18 protein-coding genes are annotated in these 17,757 nt (G+C 38.5%); 13 read left to right on the top strand and 5 right to left on the bottom strand.

Annotated elements, in window-relative coordinates; translation table 11 throughout:
• The first annotated feature begins 80 nt into the window (after nt 1-80).
• From I6F45_RS14055 to I6F45_RS14045, 3 genes are read left to right on the top strand one after another with little or no spacing between them, the layout of a single operon-like run.
• Entirely contained in the window at nt 81-2,549 is a 2,469-nt protein-coding gene (locus I6F45_RS14055) for a YdbH domain-containing protein (protein ID WP_197160837.1), read from the top strand.
• 2 nt (nt 2,550-2,551) lie between these two features.
• Nucleotides 2,552-2,749 (top strand): YnbE family lipoprotein, encoded by a 198-nt coding sequence (locus I6F45_RS14050; RefSeq protein ID WP_002961070.1) that lies wholly within the window; start codon nt 2,552-2,554, stop codon nt 2,747-2,749.
• An 11-nt stretch (nt 2,750-2,760) separates the two neighbouring features.
• Complete coding sequence (locus I6F45_RS14045; RefSeq protein ID WP_002961068.1) at nt 2,761-3,090, top strand: YdbL family protein; 330 nt, start codon at nt 2,761-2,763, stop codon at nt 3,088-3,090.
• 72 nt (nt 3,091-3,162) lie between these two features.
• On the opposite strand, the gene I6F45_RS14040 is transcribed toward I6F45_RS14045, so the two are convergent.
• Both I6F45_RS14040 and waaA read right to left on the bottom strand, forming a co-directional pair.
• Nucleotides 3,163-3,711, bottom strand: coding sequence for a DUF1415 domain-containing protein (locus tag I6F45_RS14040; RefSeq protein ID WP_024598958.1), 549 nt, complete (start codon nt 3,709-3,711; stop codon nt 3,163-3,165).
• Nucleotides 3,708-5,006 carry a lipid IV(A) 3-deoxy-D-manno-octulosonic acid transferase gene (gene waaA, locus I6F45_RS14035; RefSeq protein ID WP_197160835.1) on the bottom strand — a complete coding sequence of 433 codons (1,299 nt, stop codon included), beginning with the start codon at nt 5,004-5,006 and terminating at the stop codon, nt 3,708-3,710. The genes I6F45_RS14040 and waaA overlap by 4 nt, the downstream gene beginning before the upstream one ends.
• A 182-nt stretch (nt 5,007-5,188) precedes the next feature.
• On the opposite strand from waaA, the gene I6F45_RS14030 reads away from it, so the two are divergent.
• Both I6F45_RS14030 and hldE read left to right on the top strand, forming a co-directional pair.
• Nucleotides 5,189-5,779, top strand: coding sequence for an SIS domain-containing protein (locus I6F45_RS14030; protein ID WP_024611243.1), 591 nt, complete (start codon nt 5,189-5,191; stop codon nt 5,777-5,779).
• Entirely contained in the window at nt 5,779-7,218 is a 1,440-nt protein-coding gene (hldE, locus tag I6F45_RS14025) for a bifunctional D-glycero-beta-D-manno-heptose-7-phosphate kinase/D-glycero-beta-D-manno-heptose 1-phosphate adenylyltransferase HldE (protein WP_197160833.1), read from the top strand. The genes I6F45_RS14030 and hldE overlap by 1 nt, the downstream gene beginning before the upstream one ends.
• A 98-nt stretch (nt 7,219-7,316) precedes the next feature.
• On the opposite strand, the gene I6F45_RS14020 is transcribed toward hldE, so the two are convergent.
• A complete protein-coding gene (locus I6F45_RS14020; RefSeq protein WP_197160843.1) occupies nt 7,317-8,834 on the bottom strand; it encodes a capsule assembly Wzi family protein in 1,518 nt (505 codons plus the stop codon).
• 211 nt (nt 8,835-9,045) lie between these two features.
• Here I6F45_RS14020 and I6F45_RS14015 point away from each other — a divergent pair, with 211 nt between their 5' ends.
• Both I6F45_RS14015 and I6F45_RS14010 read left to right on the top strand, forming a co-directional pair.
• Entirely contained in the window at nt 9,046-10,116 is a 1,071-nt protein-coding gene (locus I6F45_RS14015; protein WP_197142692.1) for a glycosyltransferase family 1 protein, read from the top strand.
• Nucleotides 10,116-11,201 carry a glycosyltransferase gene (locus tag I6F45_RS14010; protein ID WP_197160831.1) on the top strand — a complete coding sequence of 362 codons (1,086 nt, stop codon included), beginning with the start codon at nt 10,116-10,118 and terminating at the stop codon, nt 11,199-11,201. Before I6F45_RS14015 ends, I6F45_RS14010 begins: the two co-directional genes overlap by 1 nt.
• Nucleotides 11,202-11,232: 31 nt before the next feature.
• Here I6F45_RS14010 and I6F45_RS14005 read toward each other — a convergent pair whose 3' ends face one another.
• Entirely contained in the window at nt 11,233-11,961 is a 729-nt protein-coding gene (locus tag I6F45_RS14005; RefSeq protein ID WP_197142696.1) for a 3-deoxy-D-manno-octulosonic acid kinase, read from the bottom strand.
• Nucleotides 11,962-12,083: 122 nt separating this feature from the next.
• Here I6F45_RS14005 and I6F45_RS14000 point away from each other — a divergent pair, with 122 nt between their 5' ends.
• The 6 genes from I6F45_RS14000 to glpG all read left to right on the top strand — a co-directional run bounded on the left by I6F45_RS14000 (nt 12,084) and on the right by glpG (nt 17,345).
• Nucleotides 12,084-13,142, top strand: a complete 1,059-nt coding sequence (locus I6F45_RS14000) for a glycosyltransferase family 9 protein (protein ID WP_197142698.1) — start codon at nt 12,084-12,086, stop codon at nt 13,140-13,142.
• Nucleotides 13,142-13,705: a D-glycero-beta-D-manno-heptose 1,7-bisphosphate 7-phosphatase gene (gmhB, locus tag I6F45_RS13995; protein WP_024591459.1), complete on the top strand. Its 564-nt coding sequence runs from the start codon at nt 13,142-13,144 to the stop codon at nt 13,703-13,705. The genes I6F45_RS14000 and gmhB overlap by 1 nt, the downstream gene beginning before the upstream one ends.
• 169 nt (nt 13,706-13,874) lie before the next feature.
• A complete protein-coding gene (locus I6F45_RS13990) occupies nt 13,875-15,068 on the top strand; it encodes a glycine C-acetyltransferase (protein WP_010554396.1) in 1,194 nt (397 codons plus the stop codon).
• A gap of 50 nt (nt 15,069-15,118) precedes the next feature.
• Nucleotides 15,119-16,144: an L-threonine 3-dehydrogenase gene (tdh, locus tag I6F45_RS13985; RefSeq protein ID WP_007584716.1), complete on the top strand. Its 1,026-nt coding sequence runs from the start codon at nt 15,119-15,121 to the stop codon at nt 16,142-16,144.
• A 68-nt stretch (nt 16,145-16,212) separates the two neighbouring features.
• The gene (gene glpE, locus I6F45_RS13980) at nt 16,213-16,530 is read left to right on the top strand and encodes a thiosulfate sulfurtransferase GlpE (protein ID WP_010554397.1); all 318 of its coding nucleotides are present in this window, start codon (nt 16,213-16,215) and stop codon (nt 16,528-16,530) included.
• Entirely contained in the window at nt 16,527-17,345 is an 819-nt protein-coding gene (gene glpG / locus I6F45_RS13975; RefSeq protein WP_165729392.1) for a rhomboid family intramembrane serine protease GlpG, read from the top strand. The genes glpE and glpG overlap by 4 nt, the downstream gene beginning before the upstream one ends.
• Before the next feature lie 3 nt (nt 17,346-17,348).
• Here glpG and I6F45_RS13970 read toward each other — a convergent pair whose 3' ends face one another.
• On the bottom strand, nt 17,349-17,747 hold the full coding sequence (locus I6F45_RS13970) for a flagellar basal body-associated protein FliL (RefSeq protein ID WP_165729393.1): 399 nt from the start codon (nt 17,745-17,747) through the stop codon (nt 17,349-17,351).
• Nucleotides 17,748-17,757 lie beyond the last annotated feature (10 nt).

Raw genomic sequence — 17,757 nt, 5'->3', positions numbered from 1 at the left:
CTGCATTGTGCAGCCTTTTTTGATTAGTATAGTTTTAGCTAAAAGCTAAAAGCTAAAAGCACAAAGCATTTAAGGATAGTATGTTTAAGCGAGTTGGTTTAATTGTTGGTGTTTTATTGCTAAGTACCTTGCTGCTTGGTTATGTATTTCGCTTGCCGCTATTGCAGTGGGTTATAGCGCCTGAGCTCAAAAAAGCAGGCATTACGTTAAGTTGTCTCGATTTTTCAATTACGTCTGAACTAAATATTCATGCTGACAGAGTGTGTGTAAATTATCAAAATCAACAATTACAACTCACTGGTATTACTGCAAATACAAAGCGTGTAGATATTAAAAATGCAGTGCTAACGGTTAATTCACTCCCTAAAAGTGATAATGCTAATCAACTTGCTAAAAATCTCGATTTAGCGCTTCCCTTAAATCGCCCATTAATCAGTATTAAACAGTTTGTAGTAAAAAGTGACGAGCTCAATAAGCCACTTAAAATAAGTATATTAGAACCCACACTAAATAAATTTAATGTCACGGGTGATATAAACGCGAGCGCAATTTTGACTGCTAATAAAGTAAGTGGTCAGTTTTTAATTAATGACACTCTTTTAAAGCACGTTATAAACACTAAAAATACATTAATAGCAGATTTTAACTTTAATACTCAGCAAGCATTTAGCTTTGACGGTATAAAGTTTGAGTTAAATGGCGATATTAGCTCCCAGTTTACTCACACGTATGAGTTTTCTCATACAAATCAGCAGTGCAAAGTTAACGTATTAACTACAGGTAAGTTGGCGACTCATTTTAATTTAAATAGCCAAGTGTTAATGTTTAATACCGATTTGCTTAATAACAAAATTAATCTAACACCAAGCTGTACTGAGTTAATTCCACCGAGTGAATATGCAGGCTTTTTTAGCAAACAAGTTCCTTTAAATTGGCAACTTAAACTCCCTCAATCAATTCGCTTAGAGGGTAGTGATCTCAGTGTACCTGTAATTAATTTGATGAGTGAAGGCGATAAGCTATTCGATTTTTTAATAACAGATACAACACTAAATATTACATCTCCATTTGAGTACTTACAGACAACTTTATCAGCTCAAATAAATACACCCGATACAAATAATATTAACGTTAATGCTCAGTTATCTGGCGCTGTAATTAAAGGCGATTACGCCGTTATGCTTGAAAGCTTGCCTGAGTTTGTTCCTGCAACAGCGAATGGGCTTAGCCTTAGTGGTCACTTTAATATAAGTGAGTTTATAGACTCAAAACCAATTGGGCTTATAAATGCTAAATTAACGCTTAATAGTGTAGATGCGTTTGATATAAGTGCAGTGCAATACCAAGGTGATTTAACAGCAAAAATGGATAAACAGTTAAACGCAGAGGTAGCGTTAACTCAGCGATTAAAAAGCGCAGAATATAAAGAATTTGAAGTCACAGATATAAGTAACACATTAACAGCAAATACTAATTTAGGCGTAGGTGAGTTATTTGCTAATCTAACAGCAAAAACGAATATAAAGGCTGTTAATAGCCCCGACATAAAACTTAATAATATAAAAGTAGAGTCTACAGGCTTGCAAAGCCGTGCACTAAAAGCCACGCATCACGCATTTATAAACGATGTTGAGTTAGTTGTAAATCATCATATGTCCTCGCAAGCTCATCCGTTTGAAGTCATTATTCCTGAACAAAGTACGCTGCTGTTAAATGCGCTTATTAGGCAATTTGAGCCACTTGCACAACTAACAGAGGGCGAATTTAATGGCTATATTAGTGGCGATATAAACTTACAAAATGCACTGTTCAATATGGGGATTAGTCATACAAGTGCACTGTATAACGATTACCTTGCGAGTGATTTAAACAGTGTATTTAGCGGGGAATATAATTCAGGTAAGCTTAATGTAAAACCAACTACCTTTAATTTAAATGAGTTTAGAGCGGGTGCCGTAGTTAAAGCGATTAAAGGGCAATGGCAAGTGAGTAGTAATACCGCGCTTATAAATGATGTAAAAGGAAGTGTGTTTGGTGGCGAATTTTCATTAGATACCTACACAATAGGGAAGCCAAACCAAGTTGCCAATGTTAAGTTTGAAAATATTGATGCAAGTAAACTCGTTACACTCGACGATAAGTCGGGCATTGTATTAACGGGACGCTTGGCGGGGTCTTTACCTGTCCATTTTGATAGTGGAAAAATTGAAATAATTGACGGTAGTTTATTTAGCCAAGGAACAGGTAATTTAAAAATCACCAATAATGCCGCGTTTGATTCAGTAATGCAGCAACAGCAAGAGTTGCAACCTGTATTAGGGCTATTAACTAATTTAGATATTCAAAAACTTAATAGCAGTGTGGCATTAAAAAACGATGGCTGGTTAAAGCTTGGGGTTAATTTACAAGGCTATAATAAACAAGAGCAGCAGCAAGTTAACTTTAATTATAACCACGAAGAAAACGTATTTACACTTTTACGCGCACTGCGTTTAAGTGACGAAATTACACAAAAAGTTGAGCAACAATACTCACAAAAAGGAAACTAATAATGAGACAGTCGTTATTGATAAAAGTACTGCTCGCGCTAGGTGCTATTAGTGCACTAAGTGCTTGCACGCATCGTGTTGAGGTGTCTGCTAAAGAGCCCATTACTATTAATTTAAATGTGAAGGTCGATCACGAAATTCGCGTAAAAGTAGATAAAGAACTCGACAATTTATTTAGTGACGACAGTGAGTTATTTTAAGGAGCTAGAACATGAATACGAAGAAAAAATTAAACATTATTACGTTAGTTAGTGCAGTATGTATGTCGTTCTCTGCGTGGGCTATTAGCCTTGATGACGCTAAAAACCAAGGTTTAGTAGGTGAAGATAGCTCTGGTTATTTAGGACTTGTTGTACAAAACGCAGAGGCAAAAGCCGTTGTTGATGACATAAATGCAAAGCGTAAAGCGCAGTACTTAAAGCTCGCTAAAAAGAATAACTTGTCGCTTTCACAAGTTGAAGCGCTTGCTGCCGCTAAAACAATTGAAAAAACCCAAAGTGGTCATTACGTTGAAGTAAATGGTAACTGGGTTAAAAAATAAGCGTTAGTTATTGCCTTATTTTGTAAGAAGCTTTGCACAAAGTTTTACACAAACCAAAATAAAACCGAGCATTTAAGCGCTCGGTTTTTTACAGCCTTCGAGTAACTGCTGCCAAAAATCAATACCCTTACGCCTTGCTAGGTTTATATTATGCTCTGGAATAGATTCAGGTTCGTTATAACTATCAAGCGCTTCGCTCATACTTGCTTCGCGAATTAAATGTAGAGTAGGAAAAGGCGCTCTATTTGTGTAGTTTGCGGCATCAGTTTCATCGCTGTCGGCAAATACGTAATCAGGATGAAAGTTAGCAATTTGATACTTACCTTCAAATCCTTGCGCGACTAAAAGCGCATTTGCTAAATCGACCAAGTCTAAAAAGTCTTCAAAGTCACTAAAGCCGTTGTCAAACATGATAAGGGTTGTTTCGCGCTCTGGTTCGCGGTCAAGCTCAACACATTGCTCAAGCATATCCATTACAGCATCATCCATACTTGCTGCTGGACTTACGATGTAATGAATACAGTTATTTTCTACTTCTTTGCGGGCAAACGGGCAAAAGTTATATTTAACAATAACAGATGATACCCATTCGCGGGTTTGGCTTATGGCTATGTTGGTCACGATTTTGGCTCTAAATATTGATTAATAATGTTAAGTGTTTTTTGTATAGCACCTTGGTTTTTAGCAACGCATTGAGCAGCTTTAATACCTAAGGTTTGGCATGCTTTTGTATTTTGGCTAAACGTTATAAGCTGTTTTGCAAGCTCGTCGTTGTTATCAACCACTACAGCGCCTTTAAGCTTTATAAGTTCAGGGTAAACATGATCAAAATTGTATGTATGCGGACCCGTTATTACGCCCACCGAAAATGCTGCTGATTCTAATGGATTGTGCCCACCTCTGCGGATTAAGCTGCCGCCAATAAAGCTCACATTTGCAGCGCCATACAAACACTGTAGTTCACCAAGCGTGTCAGCAAGGAGGACTTGCTTATTGCTATAATTGTTTTGGCTGCGGCGGCTAAAACTAAGTGGGCTTTGTGTTAAAAACTCTGCTACTTTATCAAATTGCTCTGGGTGACGCGGAGCAATTATAAGCAATGCATTAGGTTGTTTTTTTAGTAACTGTTGGTGAGCTGCCAATACTAATTCATGTTCTACAGGGTGTGTTGAGCCTGCAACCCATACAAAGCGCTCGTCAGTATCGTGCTCATTACTGCTATAAAGCTGTTTAAGGCTTTGTACCTTGGATAATTGCTCGTCACTCGGTGCTATATCAAATTTTATCGAACCTGTTACATGGCTTTTTGGCTTATCAAGACCAAGCTCTATAAAACGCTCAGCATCTGTTTTGTTATGGCTCGCAAGTACTGTAATTGAGCGCATAATAATGTGCGTTAATTTGGCTACCTTTTGATAACCCTGCTGCGATTTTTCAGAGAGTCTTGCATTGATGACAAGCACTGGTATGTTTTTTTTGTGACTTATCGCCATTAAATTTGGCCATAGCTCGGTTTCTAAAATACATAATGCTTGTGGCTTTATACGCTTTAAAAATCTGGCTGTCGCAAACGGAAAATCGATTGGTAAGTAGCTACATGCTACTGTGTTTTTAAATTGGCTAAGTATTTGCTCTCTACCTGTTGGGGTATTACAGGTTATAAGTATATTTAAATTTGGATGCGCTTTTTGAAGCGCTTTAATAAGTGGCGTTGCGGCAAGTACCTCACCAACAGACGCACAATGAAAAACTAAAGGTTTAGCTTTAACCTTAAATAAAGACTTACTGACAAACCCAAAACGCTCTTTAAAGTGTGCACGATAGCCTTGGTTTTTTTTACCTCGTAAAATATAGAGATAAAATACAATCAGTGGGCTAATAAAAATTAATGCTAGAGAGTAAAAAATGCGTGCCATACTGATCTTTCTTAAAGGGAAGTGGCGTTAGTTTACCGTGAAATAGCCGTTTTCTAAACATACTCGTTATAAAATATGGTCTGGGTTCAGTTATAACCCGATAAAATGCACACAATTAAATAAAATTATGGAATAATGGATTTAATTTTTCCCTGCTATTTCAGTTCCTAGAGGAATTTTTCATGTCAATTATCGATTCAGTGGCAGCTAGCTACGTTGAAACATTAAACCGTCATCAAGCATTATTTGAAACGATGGAAGCTTATCATCAAGAATCTATGCAACTGTTAGAAGCATGCCACAGCGCATTACAAGCTGGAGGCAAGATTGTTTGGTTTGGTAACGGCGGTAGTGCAGCCGATGCGCAGCATTTAGCAGCCGAGTTTGTAGTGCGTTATAAATTAGAGCGTGGTCCGCTTGCCTCTATGGCATTGACTACAGACACATCAATTTTAACTGCACACAGCAACGATTATCACTTTGATACGGTGTTTGAACGCCAAGTTCAAGCGCTATGTAAACCAGAAGATTTAGTTATAGGTTTAACCACTTCAGGTACTAGTAATAATATTAATTTAGCATTAGAAGCTGCAAATAAACTAGGTGCTTTTACTGTGGCATTAACTGGACGTGATGGCGGTAAAGTAAAAGATATTGCTAAGTTACCTATCATTATAAAAAACGACGAAACAGCACGTATCCAAGAAGCTCACATGTTTATAGGTCACTGGTTATGTGAAGCCATGGATATGGTTGTTGCGGAGCAGCAGTAATGGATTTATCGTTATTAAAAAACTTATCAGCGGCACGAATATTAGTTGTTGGCGACGTAATGCTAGACCGTTATTGGTATGGTGATACAGGTCGAATTTCGCCTGAAGCGCCAGTACCTGTTGTTAAAGTAAGTAAATTTGAAGACAAAGCGGGCGGCGCAGCTAACGTTGCAAAAAATATAGCGCGGTTAGATGCAAAAGTTGGCTTACTGGGCTTAATTGGTGAAGATGAAAGTGGGCAGATTTTAGAGACCATTTTAAAAGGTGAAAAAATAAGCTCACAATTAGTCAGTGTATGTGATTTACCTACTATTTCTAAAATGCGCGTTATTAGTCGCCATCAACAACTCGTTCGTCTTGATTTAGAAGAAACATTTACTGAGCAACATAGTCAATTACTACTAAACCGCTTAGAGCTTGTGCTAGATGAATACGACTTTATTGTGTTCTCTGATTACAGCAAGGGATCTTTAAGCTTAATTAAAGAAATGGTAAGCCTAGCTAAGGGCGCCGGAAAAACGGTTTTAATCGACCCTAAATCGCCAGATTTACATTTATATGAAGGTGCTGATTACATTACGCCTAATTTACATGAGTTTAAGTTAGCGGGTGGTCAAACCGATTCAGAAGAAGCTTTAGCTGCAAGTGCACGTGATTTAATTAGCAAAAATGGCATTAAAGCCATGTTGCTTACGCGTTCTGAGCAAGGTATGTCGTTAATTAATGCAGATGAAAAATTTGATTTTGCAGCACAAGAACTTGAAGTAAGTGATGTGACTGGGGCTGGTGATACGGTTATAGCTACATTAGCCGTTATGCTTGGTGCGGGCATGGAACCCAAAGATGCTGTCGAAATTGCTAACTTAGCGGCAGGTATAGCGGTTAGTAAATTTGGTGCAGCTACAGTTTCGCCAGAAGAGTTAAGTCGTAAGCTTGGTCAGTATTTACATACTACTGGTGAGCATTACCAAACACCATTTGATGATGTCCTTCAACATATTGAGTTTGCAAAACAAAATGGCGAAACCATTGTATTTACTAATGGCTGCTTTGATATTTTACATGCTGGGCATGTGCGTTATTTAGCACAAGCTAAAGCCCGAGGCGATAGACTCGTTGTTGGATTAAATAATGATGAATCTATTACGCGCTTAAAGGGGGCAGATCGTCCTATTAACCCGCTAGATGAGCGTGCAATGGTACTTAGCGCACTTTCATCAGTTGATTGGGTTATTCCGTTTGGTAGTCTAGATGAAAACGATACTCCCGCTAAATTAATCGAGCAGATAAGCCCTGATATTTTAGTTAAGGGTGGCGACTACACCGTAGATCAAATAGCGGGTGCTGAGCATGTACTTCGCCATGGCGGAAAAGTTGAAGTGCTTGAATTTTTAGATGGATGCTCAACATCAAAAGTAATTAGTAAAATTAAACAGTAATTACTGATTTAGTTTGCTAAAAAATACAAAAAAGGGATGAAAACACTGTTTTCATCCCTTTCTTACTTTTAATACGTTACTTTATTAAAAGTAACGTATTAAAAGTTATATTCGTACTTAGCAAACGCAGAAGTATCGTTTTCAGCACCGTCGTTGTTAGACGCAAAAGCACCTAAAGTGACGCGTCCTCCCATAGAAAGCATTCTGTAACGAAGTTCTAATTGCTTAGAGTTAAACCCTGTTTTAGTAATAGAATTGCCTAAATCTGGGTTGTTAGGGTAAAGGTCCCTGTTATCGCTGTTGTAATCAACACTACGTAATTTTACCTGCCAATCGTTTCCATTAGATAACTGACCTAGCAGAGTTAAAACGACTGATTGTGCATCGTTATCGTAGGTTGAGCCAATTGTACGACCATGGTATCGGTAGCCTGATCTATAAGCCGACAACTTATCATCATGCTCATAGTAACAATTTTCAACTTTTGATTCAGCTTGGCATGAAACACCAGTATCTATATATTCAACATTTACTAATATGTTCTGAGCGTATATGCGTTGTGTTGTTTGAATACCAAAAAGATATGCTCTGTCGGAAGGCTTAAATTGAGAGCTTGCGTCTTCACCTATAGTGCTAATGTAGATTGCATATGGGTGTGTTAACAAGGTATCAGACCAGCGCATATCAATACCAGCCAGTTGATTACCTATTTTTGACTCAAATTGACTGTCACAGCTGTCATTACCATCTGTGCAAGTTGTTTGGCCAGTTATAACATCAATAAAATCACCCGCAGAGCTAGGTTGCCCTTCGCCAGCCCATTGTGCAGACCAGCTAAGTGCAATTTCTAGCTGTTGAATAGGGCGGAAATTAACACGGGTACTCCACAGTAAAGCATCAGGTATAACACGCGTAGACTCAAGTTTAGCCATTTGTGCAGTAAAGCTCCATTGACCAATCCAGCTCAGCCATGGTGTCTCGAAAGCAGTACTTTTTTCTCTGGTAACACTTAGTGCAGGTAAAGGTTTCGCATTACCTGACATAATTAAGCTGTTATCAACACCAGGTCCCCAAAATTGTTCAACAGCACCGGCTCTAAAAATCCAGTTACCTAAACGGTAAGCTAAGTAACTATCATCAAGTGAGGTATCGTTACAATCGGTTAAAGCTTGCTCGTTGGTAACTATATCGTCAGTCGTTTTTCCATCAACTAAACACTTTTTACCGTCTTTTCTATAATTTATAGCTACTTTAGCTGCAAAGTTATCGCCTAAATAAGCGTAAGCTGCAGAAAGCTCTGTTTCTTGAGTATTTGTTGCACCAAAGCTTGTTGCTATGATTGGATCTGTGGCTGCAAAAGCTGATAATTGAAGACTATGTGAGCTACTATTTTCTGATTTATATCGATGTTTAACGCGAAGTAAAGCATCTTGTAAGCTTGGAGATAATTGCTCCAGCGGCATACTTTCTACATCGCTTATAAAACTTTTCCACATAAGCGGATAGGTAGTTACAGGAGCTAAAATAACACCGGCATCAGCTAATTGTTGAATATCAGCTCTTAGACCATAATCATCGGGTTTTACCCATGGCTCAGCATTAACTGATGCGCTCATAGCGCAAAAAAGAGTAGAAAGTAGAAAAATTCTGTTTCGCAAAGTTCAGATCCTTGTGATTAAGATTGCGGCTAAGTTTATCAATCTAAGTCTGCTATTGCAGTAAATAATCAAATTTATAGAGTTAATTTAATATATTAAAATGTAACCTGTCTATCGTAATAAGTATCTGATTGATATACTGGAGCTCAAATAGGACATTGAGAATGCAATGAGCAACAAACGACTTTTATTTATTCCAGTATCATCACCGGAAGGCATTGGTGAATATATGCGCTCGTTGTTGTTGGCTCAAAGTTTACAGGCAGAACTTGCAGATTCTCTCGATATTCATTTTATATTAAATAAGCATACTCCTTATGCTAAAACTTGTCCTTTTAAAGCTACACTACTCGAACACTCAGCGACTAAAGAGCTTGATTTTGTTTGCGACTTTATAGAGCAATTTAAACCTGATGTCGTTGTTTTTGATTGTGCAGGACGTGCAGGGCATATGAAGGCGGCTAAAAAGGTAGGCGCTAAAGTTATATTCATTTCTCAGCATGCAAAAAAACGTGCTAAAGGCTTAAAACTTAACAGAATTAATTTAATTGATACACATTGGGTTGTACAGCCTGATTATTGTATTGAGCCACTTACATGGGCTGAAAGTACGAAGTTAGACATGTTTCCCTTGGCACATCCTCGAAATGTAGGTCCTTTTGTTACATTTGCCTCTTGCGCGCAAAAACGTGATGTTTTAAATCGCTATAACTTAGTATCGGAAGGCTATTTTATTGTAAATGCTGGCTCAGGCGGACATGTATTAAATAACCTTAATTGCGCTGATGTTTACTTTAAAGCCGCGCTTAAAATTACTAAGCACACTGGTTTAAAAGCAGTTGTTGTGTTTGGTCCCAATTATAAGAAAGCCATTCCTGAAAGTGATGAGGTTACTTGTTTAGCAAGTCTGCAAAGTACTGATTTTTTGGCATTAATGAGCCAAGCTAAAATCGCATTACTTAGCGGTGGAGATACTTTACTGCAAGCAATTGCAGTTCAAACCCCCGTTGTGGCATGTGCTATCTCAAAAGATCAAAATACACGTTTGGATCATTGTGTTAATGCAGGTGTTGTCATAAAAGCAAATCTTGATATTGATGAAATCACTACGAAAATAGCTCAAGTTATTAGCGAGCCTTTCTATAATGAATTCGTTGCTAAATATAGCCAACTTGATAATACACATAGCTTCGATGTGATCACTAATGGCATAAAAAATATGCTTATAGGGGATCGCTAATGAATATAGTGATTGTAATTGATTCCCTTGTGGGTGGTGGTGCTGAAAAAGTAATGCTTACCCTTGCTGAGGAAATGGCCAAGTTAAAGCACCGAATCACTATTTTGTCTCTTGCTAACTCTATTGAATATAATATCCCTGAAGTACTTAACGTGGAGAGTTTATTCGCACATAGGGCATCAAAAGTAGATCGATTTTGGCAGCGTAAAAATAGCATTTTAACACTACAAACTTGGTTTGAAAAAAAACAAAGCGAGCTGGGCAATATTGATTTAGTGCTTTCTAATCTTGATAGAAGTAATAACTTGCTCGCGCGTAGTAATATCAAAAATGTTCATTTTGTTATTCACAACTCAGTTAATGCAGAACTTGCACGTCAAAAAAAGTTAGGTCCATTTTCATACTTATATCTTAAAAAAAGTAAGCAAAATTTAAATGGTAAATCACTTATTTGCGTATCAAAGGGTGTTGAAAAAGAAATAACACAAGGGGATTTAATTAACCCAAGTGCAATTGCGACTATTTACAACCCGTTCGATTTTGAAAAAATAAAACAACAAGCAAATGAGCAAAATAACAATATCCCAAATGAGCCCTACTTAATTCATGTAGGAAGACTCGCCAAACAAAAACGCCACGATATATTATTTGCAGCATTTGCAAAGCTTGATAAAAAATACAAGTTAGTACTTTTATGTAATAAACCGGCTAAAGCGCTAAAGCTTGCACAGCAATATGGCATAGAAAAACAGTTAGTAGTGCCAGGATTTCAACAAAACCCGTACAACTGGATTAAGCATGCCAAAGCTTTAGTGTTGAGTTCTGATTTTGAAGGACTTCCAACGGTATTAATTGAGGCTTTAGCGGTGGGTACTTCGGTAGTTAGCACTAATTGTACATTTGGACCAAGCGAGATATTAACAGGCGAGCTAAGTAAATATTTAGTAACCGTTCAGCAAGGTGAGGCATTAACCAATGCCGTTAAGCAGGTGCTAGCAGATAAGCCAAATGTAGAAAACGCAGATATTCTAAAACAAGTACAGGCAGAGCAGGTTGCTCTGAAGTATTTAGCATTGGCTAACTAAGTTAACTTATATTAGGTTAACTTATATTAGGTTAACTTATATTAGCGAGCGCTTTGAAGTAGTTGCTGTGCAGAGTTTGCCAGTCAGTCGCTTGCCAATTAAATGTCTCGTTTCTACCTTGTTCTTTTAAAAATGAGCGCTCAAGTCGTTCCATATTACTTTGTTGCCACTGCACATTAGGCATTTTTATTTCACCTCTATCAAAGTCGATAATGTACACATCACCAGTATCATCAAACAAAATGTTATTAATGTTTAAATCGGCGTGATAAACACCTTTTGAATGAAATAGCGCGATTGTTTTAGCTATGCGCTCCAACTCATCTTCGGTCAATGGGCGTTCAATTAATATATCGAGTACGCTTTTAGCGCCTTTAACAGCCTCGGTAATAATATCCCCACGATAAATTAATCCGCTGCGGGTTACTTTAGCTGCAATAGGGGTTGGTACGTTTAAACCAAGCTCTATAAGTTTACTCATTAAGCTAAACTCTTTATACACACGGGTTTGTTCAAGCCCTGGATATAAATATTGATCGCTTAGCAATTTACCCACTAAGCCACCGCGCCAATAATGCCTAAGTACGGCTGTTAATTCGTCTTGTTTAAAAAACCACGCAGTTGCTCGGCCCTTTTTAGCGCCCACAATTTTATTTCGTTGTTGCCAATAATTTGCATCAAACCAATCGAGAGTAATTTGGCTCGTGTATTTAGGGTGGCTTAATACAGTGTGATTGCCTTGCACGTGTTGTTTAAACATAGCTCTGCGTAATTGCTAAATAATATGCCTATATTAGCGCGTTTTAAAGCTGAGGATAAGTGCTTGCAATAGCGTGATTATAATTTAAGATCGGCTTTTGTATTTAATACCTAAGGGAATGTGTGACTCAAGCTCCTAACTATTCATCTATTTGTATATTAAGACTCTCAGCCATTGGCGACGTATGTCATGGTGTGAGTGCTGTACAAGCCATTCAAAAAGCACACCCTAATGCAAAAATCACCTGGGTTATTGGCAAAATAGAAGCCATGTTACTTGCTGACTTACCTGGTGTTGAGCTGGTGGTATTTGATAAAAAGCAAGGAAAAGCCGCACTTAAAAGCTTAAAGCAACGCTTTAAAGATCAACAGTTTGATGTACTACTTAACATGCAAGTTGCATTAAGGGCTGGATTTGTAGCGCATTGTATTCCTGCAAAAGTAAAAATAGGATTTGATTGGGCGCGTTCAAAAGAATTGCACAGCTTGTTTATTAATAAACGAATAGAGCCACAAGCTCAGGCGCATGTGCTTGAAGGCTTTAAAGGTTTTGCAAAAGCCATTGGTGTTGCTGATTATAAACCGAGTTGGAACATGCCATATACAGAGCAAGACCAAGCGATTGCAGATGAGTTACTAACACCAAAGTACCTAACTAATAAACTGTTAGTAATATCGCCAGCAGCAAGTAAAGCACAACGCAATTGGCTCGCTGATCGTTATGCAGCATTGGCTGATTATGCAAATGAGCAAGGCTTTAAGGTGGTATTGACGGGGGGGCCAACAGAACTTGAAATTAACCTAGCAAATAGTATTGTTGAGTATAGTAAAACACCTATTTTAAATTTAGTGGGTAAAACGAAACTCAAAGAGTTGTTGTGCGTGTTAAAGCGTGGCAGCTTAGTGCTTGCGCCCGATACGGGTCCTGCACATATGGCGGTAACGGTTGGTACGCCGGTTATTGGTTTATACGCACATTCAAACCCAGCACGCACAGGTCCTTACTTATACCAAGACTACGTGGTAGAGGTTTATCATCAAAATTTGCTTAAGCAAACTGGTAAAACAGCTGAGCAAGTGCCGTGGGGTACGCGCGTAAAAGGCGATGATTTAATGAGCCAAATTACAGTTGATGACGTAAAAGCGATGTTTGATCATGTTGTACAAAAAGAGTCTTTGTAATGAATGCACAAAAAAAAAATAAAGCACTTTTTTTAGACCGAGATGGCGTAGTAAATGTTGATCATGGTTATGTGTATCAAAGCGATAAATTTGAATTTATTGAAGGTGTTTTTAGTACTTGTAAAGCATTTTATGATGCGGGCTATAAAATCATAATCGTCACTAATCAATCTGGAATTGGCCGAGGTTATTACACCGAAACTGATTTTTTAGCACTAACTGATTGGATGAAAACCCAATTTAGCGATCACAGTATTGAAGTTGCCGATGTGTACTTTTGCCCTCATCACCCTAAAAAAGCGCACCCTGAATATTTGAAAGAGTGCAGTTGCAGAAAGCCTGCGCCAGGGATGTTATTGCAAGGCATACAAGAGCATAACATCGACCCTGCTTGCAGTATTATGGTGGGCGATAAACTCAGTGATATGCAGGCTGCGAAAAAAGCAGGGATCACTACCCGCGTTTTAGTGCGTTCAGGTCAAAGCTTTGATGAAAGTGCCAAGCAAGAGGCTGATTTAATTATCGATTCTATAAACAGTTTACCTGCACTTTTAAAGACATAAATAAACTAAACAGATTAGCCTGTAAACTGGCAGGAATTCCTTCCAGTTTAGGGCGTTTGCGACGAACTACAAACCGTGCATTTTTCCCATTAAACTTTTACAATACCCCCCATAATAAACAGTCGCTTAAATGTGGTTGTTTACCCGTTCAAATAAATGGAGAACACAGATGAGAGCATCTGCTTTTTTTAGCCAGCTACAACAGCAAATTGAAGACGTAAAAACCGAAGGTTTGTATAAAAGCGAACGTATTATTAAATCTCAGCAGCAAGCTCAAATCGAAGTTGCATCAGGTAAAGTAATCAACTTTTGTGCTAATAACTACTTAGGTCTAGCTAATAGCCCAGAGCTAATTGAAGCTGCGCAAAACGGTTTAAATAATCATGGTTTTGGTGTTGCGTCTGTTCGTTTTATTTGTGGTACGCAAGATATTCATAAAACACTAGAGAAAAAAATCAGTGAGTTTTTGGAAACTGAAGACACCATTCTATATTCTTCGTGTTTTGATGCAAACACTGGTTTGTTTGAAACTATTTTAGGCGCAGAAGATGCTATTATTTCTGATTCGTTAAACCATGCATCAATTATTGATGGTGTACGTTTGTGTAAAGCTAAGCGTTTTCGTTATGCAAATAACGACATGGCTGATCTTGAAAAGCAACTTATTGCAGCAGATGAAGCTGGCGCTAAAACTAAACTAATTGCTACCGATGGCGTGTTTTCTATGGACGGCGTTATTTGTAATTTAGAAGCTGTGTGCGACCTAGCTGATAAATACGATGCACTTGTAATGGTTGATGACTCTCACGCAGTCGGCTTTGTTGGCGAAAACGGTAAAGGTACACCAGAGTACTGTAATGTATTAGACCGTGTAGATATTATCACCGGTACATTAGGTAAAGCGCTAGGCGGTGCTTCAGGTGGTTATACATCAGGTAAAAAAGAAATTGTTGAATGGTTACGTCAGCGCTCACGCCCATACTTATTCTCAAACTCATTAGCACCTTCAATTGTTACTGCATCAATTAAAGTACTTGAAATGCTAGAAAATGGCGGCGAGCTTCGCGCTAAACTTTGGTCAAATGCTAAATATTTCCGTGAGCAAATGGAAGCTGTTGGTTTTACGTGTGCAGGTAAAGATCATGCAATCATCCCAGTAATGCTGGGAGATGCAAAAGTAGCCTCGTTAATGGCTGATAAGTTACTTGTTGAAGGTATTTACGTAACTGGTTTTTCATTCCCTGTAGTACCAAAAGGGCAAGCCCGCATTCGTACACAAATTTCAGCGGCGCATAGCATTGAGCAACTCGATATTGCTATTGATGCATTTACCCGCATTGGTAAAGAAATGGGCGTTATTTAATTTTATTTTAAACCGAAGCCTTGCTTCGGTTTTTTAGTTGAGTGTGAATTATGAAAGCATTATCTAAATTAAAAGCAGAACCGGGCATTTGGATGACAGATGCGCCAAAGCCAGAAGTCGGTCATAACGACTTACTGATTAAAATTCGTAAAACAGCTATTTGTGGTACCGACGTACATATTTACAAATGGGATGAATGGGCAAGCAAAACTATTCCTACTCCAATGGTTGTTGGTCACGAGTATGTTGGTGAAGTCGTTGATATGGGCCAGGAAGTTCGTGGCTTTAAAGTAGGCGACCGCGTATCGGGTGAAGGTCATATTACATGTGGGCACTGTCGTAACTGTCGTGCTGGGCGTGTACATTTATGCCGAAATACAACAGGCGTAGGTGTAAACCGTGAAGGTGCATTTGCAGAGTATTTAGTTATTCCTGCATTTAATGCATTTAAAATTCCAGATAACATTTCTGACGAACTGGCTTCTATTTTTGACCCGTTTGGCAATGCAGTTCATACCGCATTATCGTTTGACTTAGTTGGCGAAGATGTACTTATTACTGGTGCAGGCCCAATTGGTATTATGGCAGCAGCGGTTGCAAAACACGTTGGTGCTCGCCACGTCGTTATTACCGACGTAAATGAATACCGCCTAGATTTAGCCCGCAAAATGGGTGCATCACGTGCTGTAAACGTGGCAAGCGAAAAGCTTGAAGATGTAATAAAAGACTTAGGTATGACAGAGGGCTTTGATATTGGTCTTGAGATGTCAGGTGTGCCAAGCGCTTTTAATTCAATGCTTAATAACATGAACCACGGCGGTAAAATTGCCATGCTAGGTATTCCACCATCTGATATGGCAGTTGATTGGAACCAAGTTATTTTTAAAGGTTTAGTGATTAAAGGTATTTACGGTCGCGAAATGTTCGAAACGTGGTACAAAATGGCAAGCTTGATTCAATCTGGTCTTGATTTGAACCCAATTATTACACATCAGTATTCTGTGGATGACTTCCAAGCTGGCTTTGATATGATGATTTCAGGTCAGTCAGGTAAAGTAATTTTAAACTGGGATTAGTTCCTAACTAAATTACAAGAAGGGCGGCTTTAGCCGCCTTTTTTATACTATTAATTAAAGAGACTTCAATGGCATTTAAACACATTTCTATAGCGCAAACGTTAGAACTTCTAGATAAAGAAGACGTTGTAATTGCAGATATTCGCGATCCAAATTCGTATCAAGCTGGTCGTATTCCAGGCTCAGAAGCACTTTCTAACGGTAATATTGCACAATTTATGATGGAAAAAGAATTCGATCAGCCAATTATTATTGTGTGTTACCACGGTATGAGCTCTCAGGGCGCAGCTAGTTATTTAGTTGAACAAGGCTTTGAAGATGTTTACAGCATGGATGGTGGCTTCACTGCTTGGGAAGCGGCTTACAGCGAGAAGGTAGAGCGATGATAGAGCTTGGCAGTTTAAATAACCCACGCGCCGCACAGGGCTTTATAGATTATTTAAAAAGCCAAGGCCTAGATGCAAAGATACACTCAGCAGATGGTAGTAATGTCATCATTAGCGTGACTGAAGAGGACTTTCATCAAGTTCAGCCGCTATGGACTGAATTTACACAAAATCCCAATCATGAAAAATACCAGCAAGCATCTTGGGATGTAGGCAGCACGCAATCGCCGCTTAAATATCAAGGGCAATCACTTAATCTTATGGCGCGATTTAAAGCGCTTAGCTGGCTTAACCAAACTGTTAGCATATTAAGTATTGTTATTTATGTCGCTTTTTTATTGGGTGGATTTGATGAAATTTATACAGCTCTGCAATTTAATCCATCACAACCGCTCAGTTGGTTAACACCTGCGCTTGTGCATTTTAGCGCGATGCATATTGTGTTTAATTTAATTTGGTGGATGTCGCTTGGCGACAATATCGAAAAGCAATGCGGAAAACTCAGCTTAATAGGTTTGTTTTTAGTGACTGCACTTATTAGTAATTGGGCGCAATACCTAATGGTTGGTCCTAACTTTGGCGGTTTGAGTGGCGTAGTATATGGGTTACTTGGTTTTTGTTGGATTCATAGCTTTTTAAATCCGAACAAACCAGCACTGGTTAGTACGGCTATTGTTGGTTTTATGTTGATTTGGTTAGTGCTTGGTTTTGCAGATGTATTGTTTGTAGGTATGGCTAATTGGGCGCACTTAGGTGGATTAGTTAGCGGTATGGCTTTTGCCTACACCGCCAAAGTATTTAACGCAAAACGTTAAATACTAATGATATAAATACTTAGTGAACAAGACTTCACGGATGATCTCTTGTCCTGTTTCTTCTTTTAAGAGGCTTTTTAGTTTTTCGGCGCACTTTGCGCGTATTTCTTCACGGCCAGTAAGGGATTTTATTTTTTCTTCAGGCTCTTTAGATAAAATTTCTACTAGGGCATCACGTAGTAATGGCGTGTGGTGCTCTACTACTGCAATATTTGAAGTGTCATTAAGCATTAAATCAATAGTTACACGCACATAGCCCATTTTCTTACTTGATGCGCCAATGTAGTTGGTGATTATATCGGGCTCAAAACCAAAATAACCAACTGTAGATTCAGCACGAGCTGTAAAGCTTATGACGCTTACAAAGAACGTAAAAAGACCTGCGTATACTATTTTTTTCATATTTAAAGCG

Origin of the sequence: Pseudoalteromonas sp. SWYJZ19 (genome assembly GCF_015864375.1) — a bacterium.
Lineage (GTDB): Bacteria > Pseudomonadota > Gammaproteobacteria > Enterobacterales > Alteromonadaceae > Pseudoalteromonas > Pseudoalteromonas arctica.
The sequence above is the reverse complement of the archived record's forward strand: the minus strand, read 5'-3'. Positions and strand labels throughout refer to the sequence as shown.

Excerpts from the sequence above, each read along its gene's own strand:
- I6F45_RS14055 (WP_197160837.1), top strand. The coding sequence starts at position 81 with ATGTTTAAGCGAGTTGGTTTAATTGTTGGTGTTTTATTGCTAAGTACC.
- I6F45_RS14050 (WP_002961070.1), top strand. The coding sequence starts at position 2,552 with ATGAGACAGTCGTTATTGATAAAAGTACTGCTCGCGCTAGGTGCTATT.
- I6F45_RS14045 (WP_002961068.1), top strand. The coding sequence starts at position 2,761 with ATGAATACGAAGAAAAAATTAAACATTATTACGTTAGTTAGTGCAGTA.
- waaA (WP_197160835.1), bottom strand. The coding sequence starts at position 5,006 with ATGGCACGCATTTTTTACTCTCTAGCATTAATTTTTATTAGCCCACTG.
- I6F45_RS14030 (WP_024611243.1), top strand. The coding sequence starts at position 5,189 with ATGTCAATTATCGATTCAGTGGCAGCTAGCTACGTTGAAACATTAAAC.
- hldE (WP_197160833.1), top strand. The coding sequence starts at position 5,779 with ATGGATTTATCGTTATTAAAAAACTTATCAGCGGCACGAATATTAGTT.
- I6F45_RS14020 (WP_197160843.1), bottom strand. The coding sequence starts at position 8,834 with ATGAGCGCATCAGTTAATGCTGAGCCATGGGTAAAACCCGATGATTAT.
- I6F45_RS14015 (WP_197142692.1), top strand. The coding sequence starts at position 9,046 with ATGAGCAACAAACGACTTTTATTTATTCCAGTATCATCACCGGAAGGC.
- I6F45_RS14010 (WP_197160831.1), top strand. The coding sequence starts at position 10,116 with ATGAATATAGTGATTGTAATTGATTCCCTTGTGGGTGGTGGTGCTGAA.
- I6F45_RS14005 (WP_197142696.1), bottom strand. The coding sequence starts at position 11,961 with ATGTTTAAACAACACGTGCAAGGCAATCACACTGTATTAAGCCACCCT.
- gmhB (WP_024591459.1), top strand. The coding sequence starts at position 13,142 with ATGAATGCACAAAAAAAAAATAAAGCACTTTTTTTAGACCGAGATGGC.
- I6F45_RS13990 (WP_010554396.1), top strand. The coding sequence starts at position 13,875 with ATGAGAGCATCTGCTTTTTTTAGCCAGCTACAACAGCAAATTGAAGAC.
- tdh (WP_007584716.1), top strand. The coding sequence starts at position 15,119 with ATGAAAGCATTATCTAAATTAAAAGCAGAACCGGGCATTTGGATGACA.
- glpE (WP_010554397.1), top strand. The coding sequence starts at position 16,213 with ATGGCATTTAAACACATTTCTATAGCGCAAACGTTAGAACTTCTAGAT.
- glpG (WP_165729392.1), top strand. The coding sequence starts at position 16,527 with ATGATAGAGCTTGGCAGTTTAAATAACCCACGCGCCGCACAGGGCTTT.
- I6F45_RS13970 (WP_165729393.1), bottom strand. The coding sequence starts at position 17,747 with ATGAAAAAAATAGTATACGCAGGTCTTTTTACGTTCTTTGTAAGCGTC.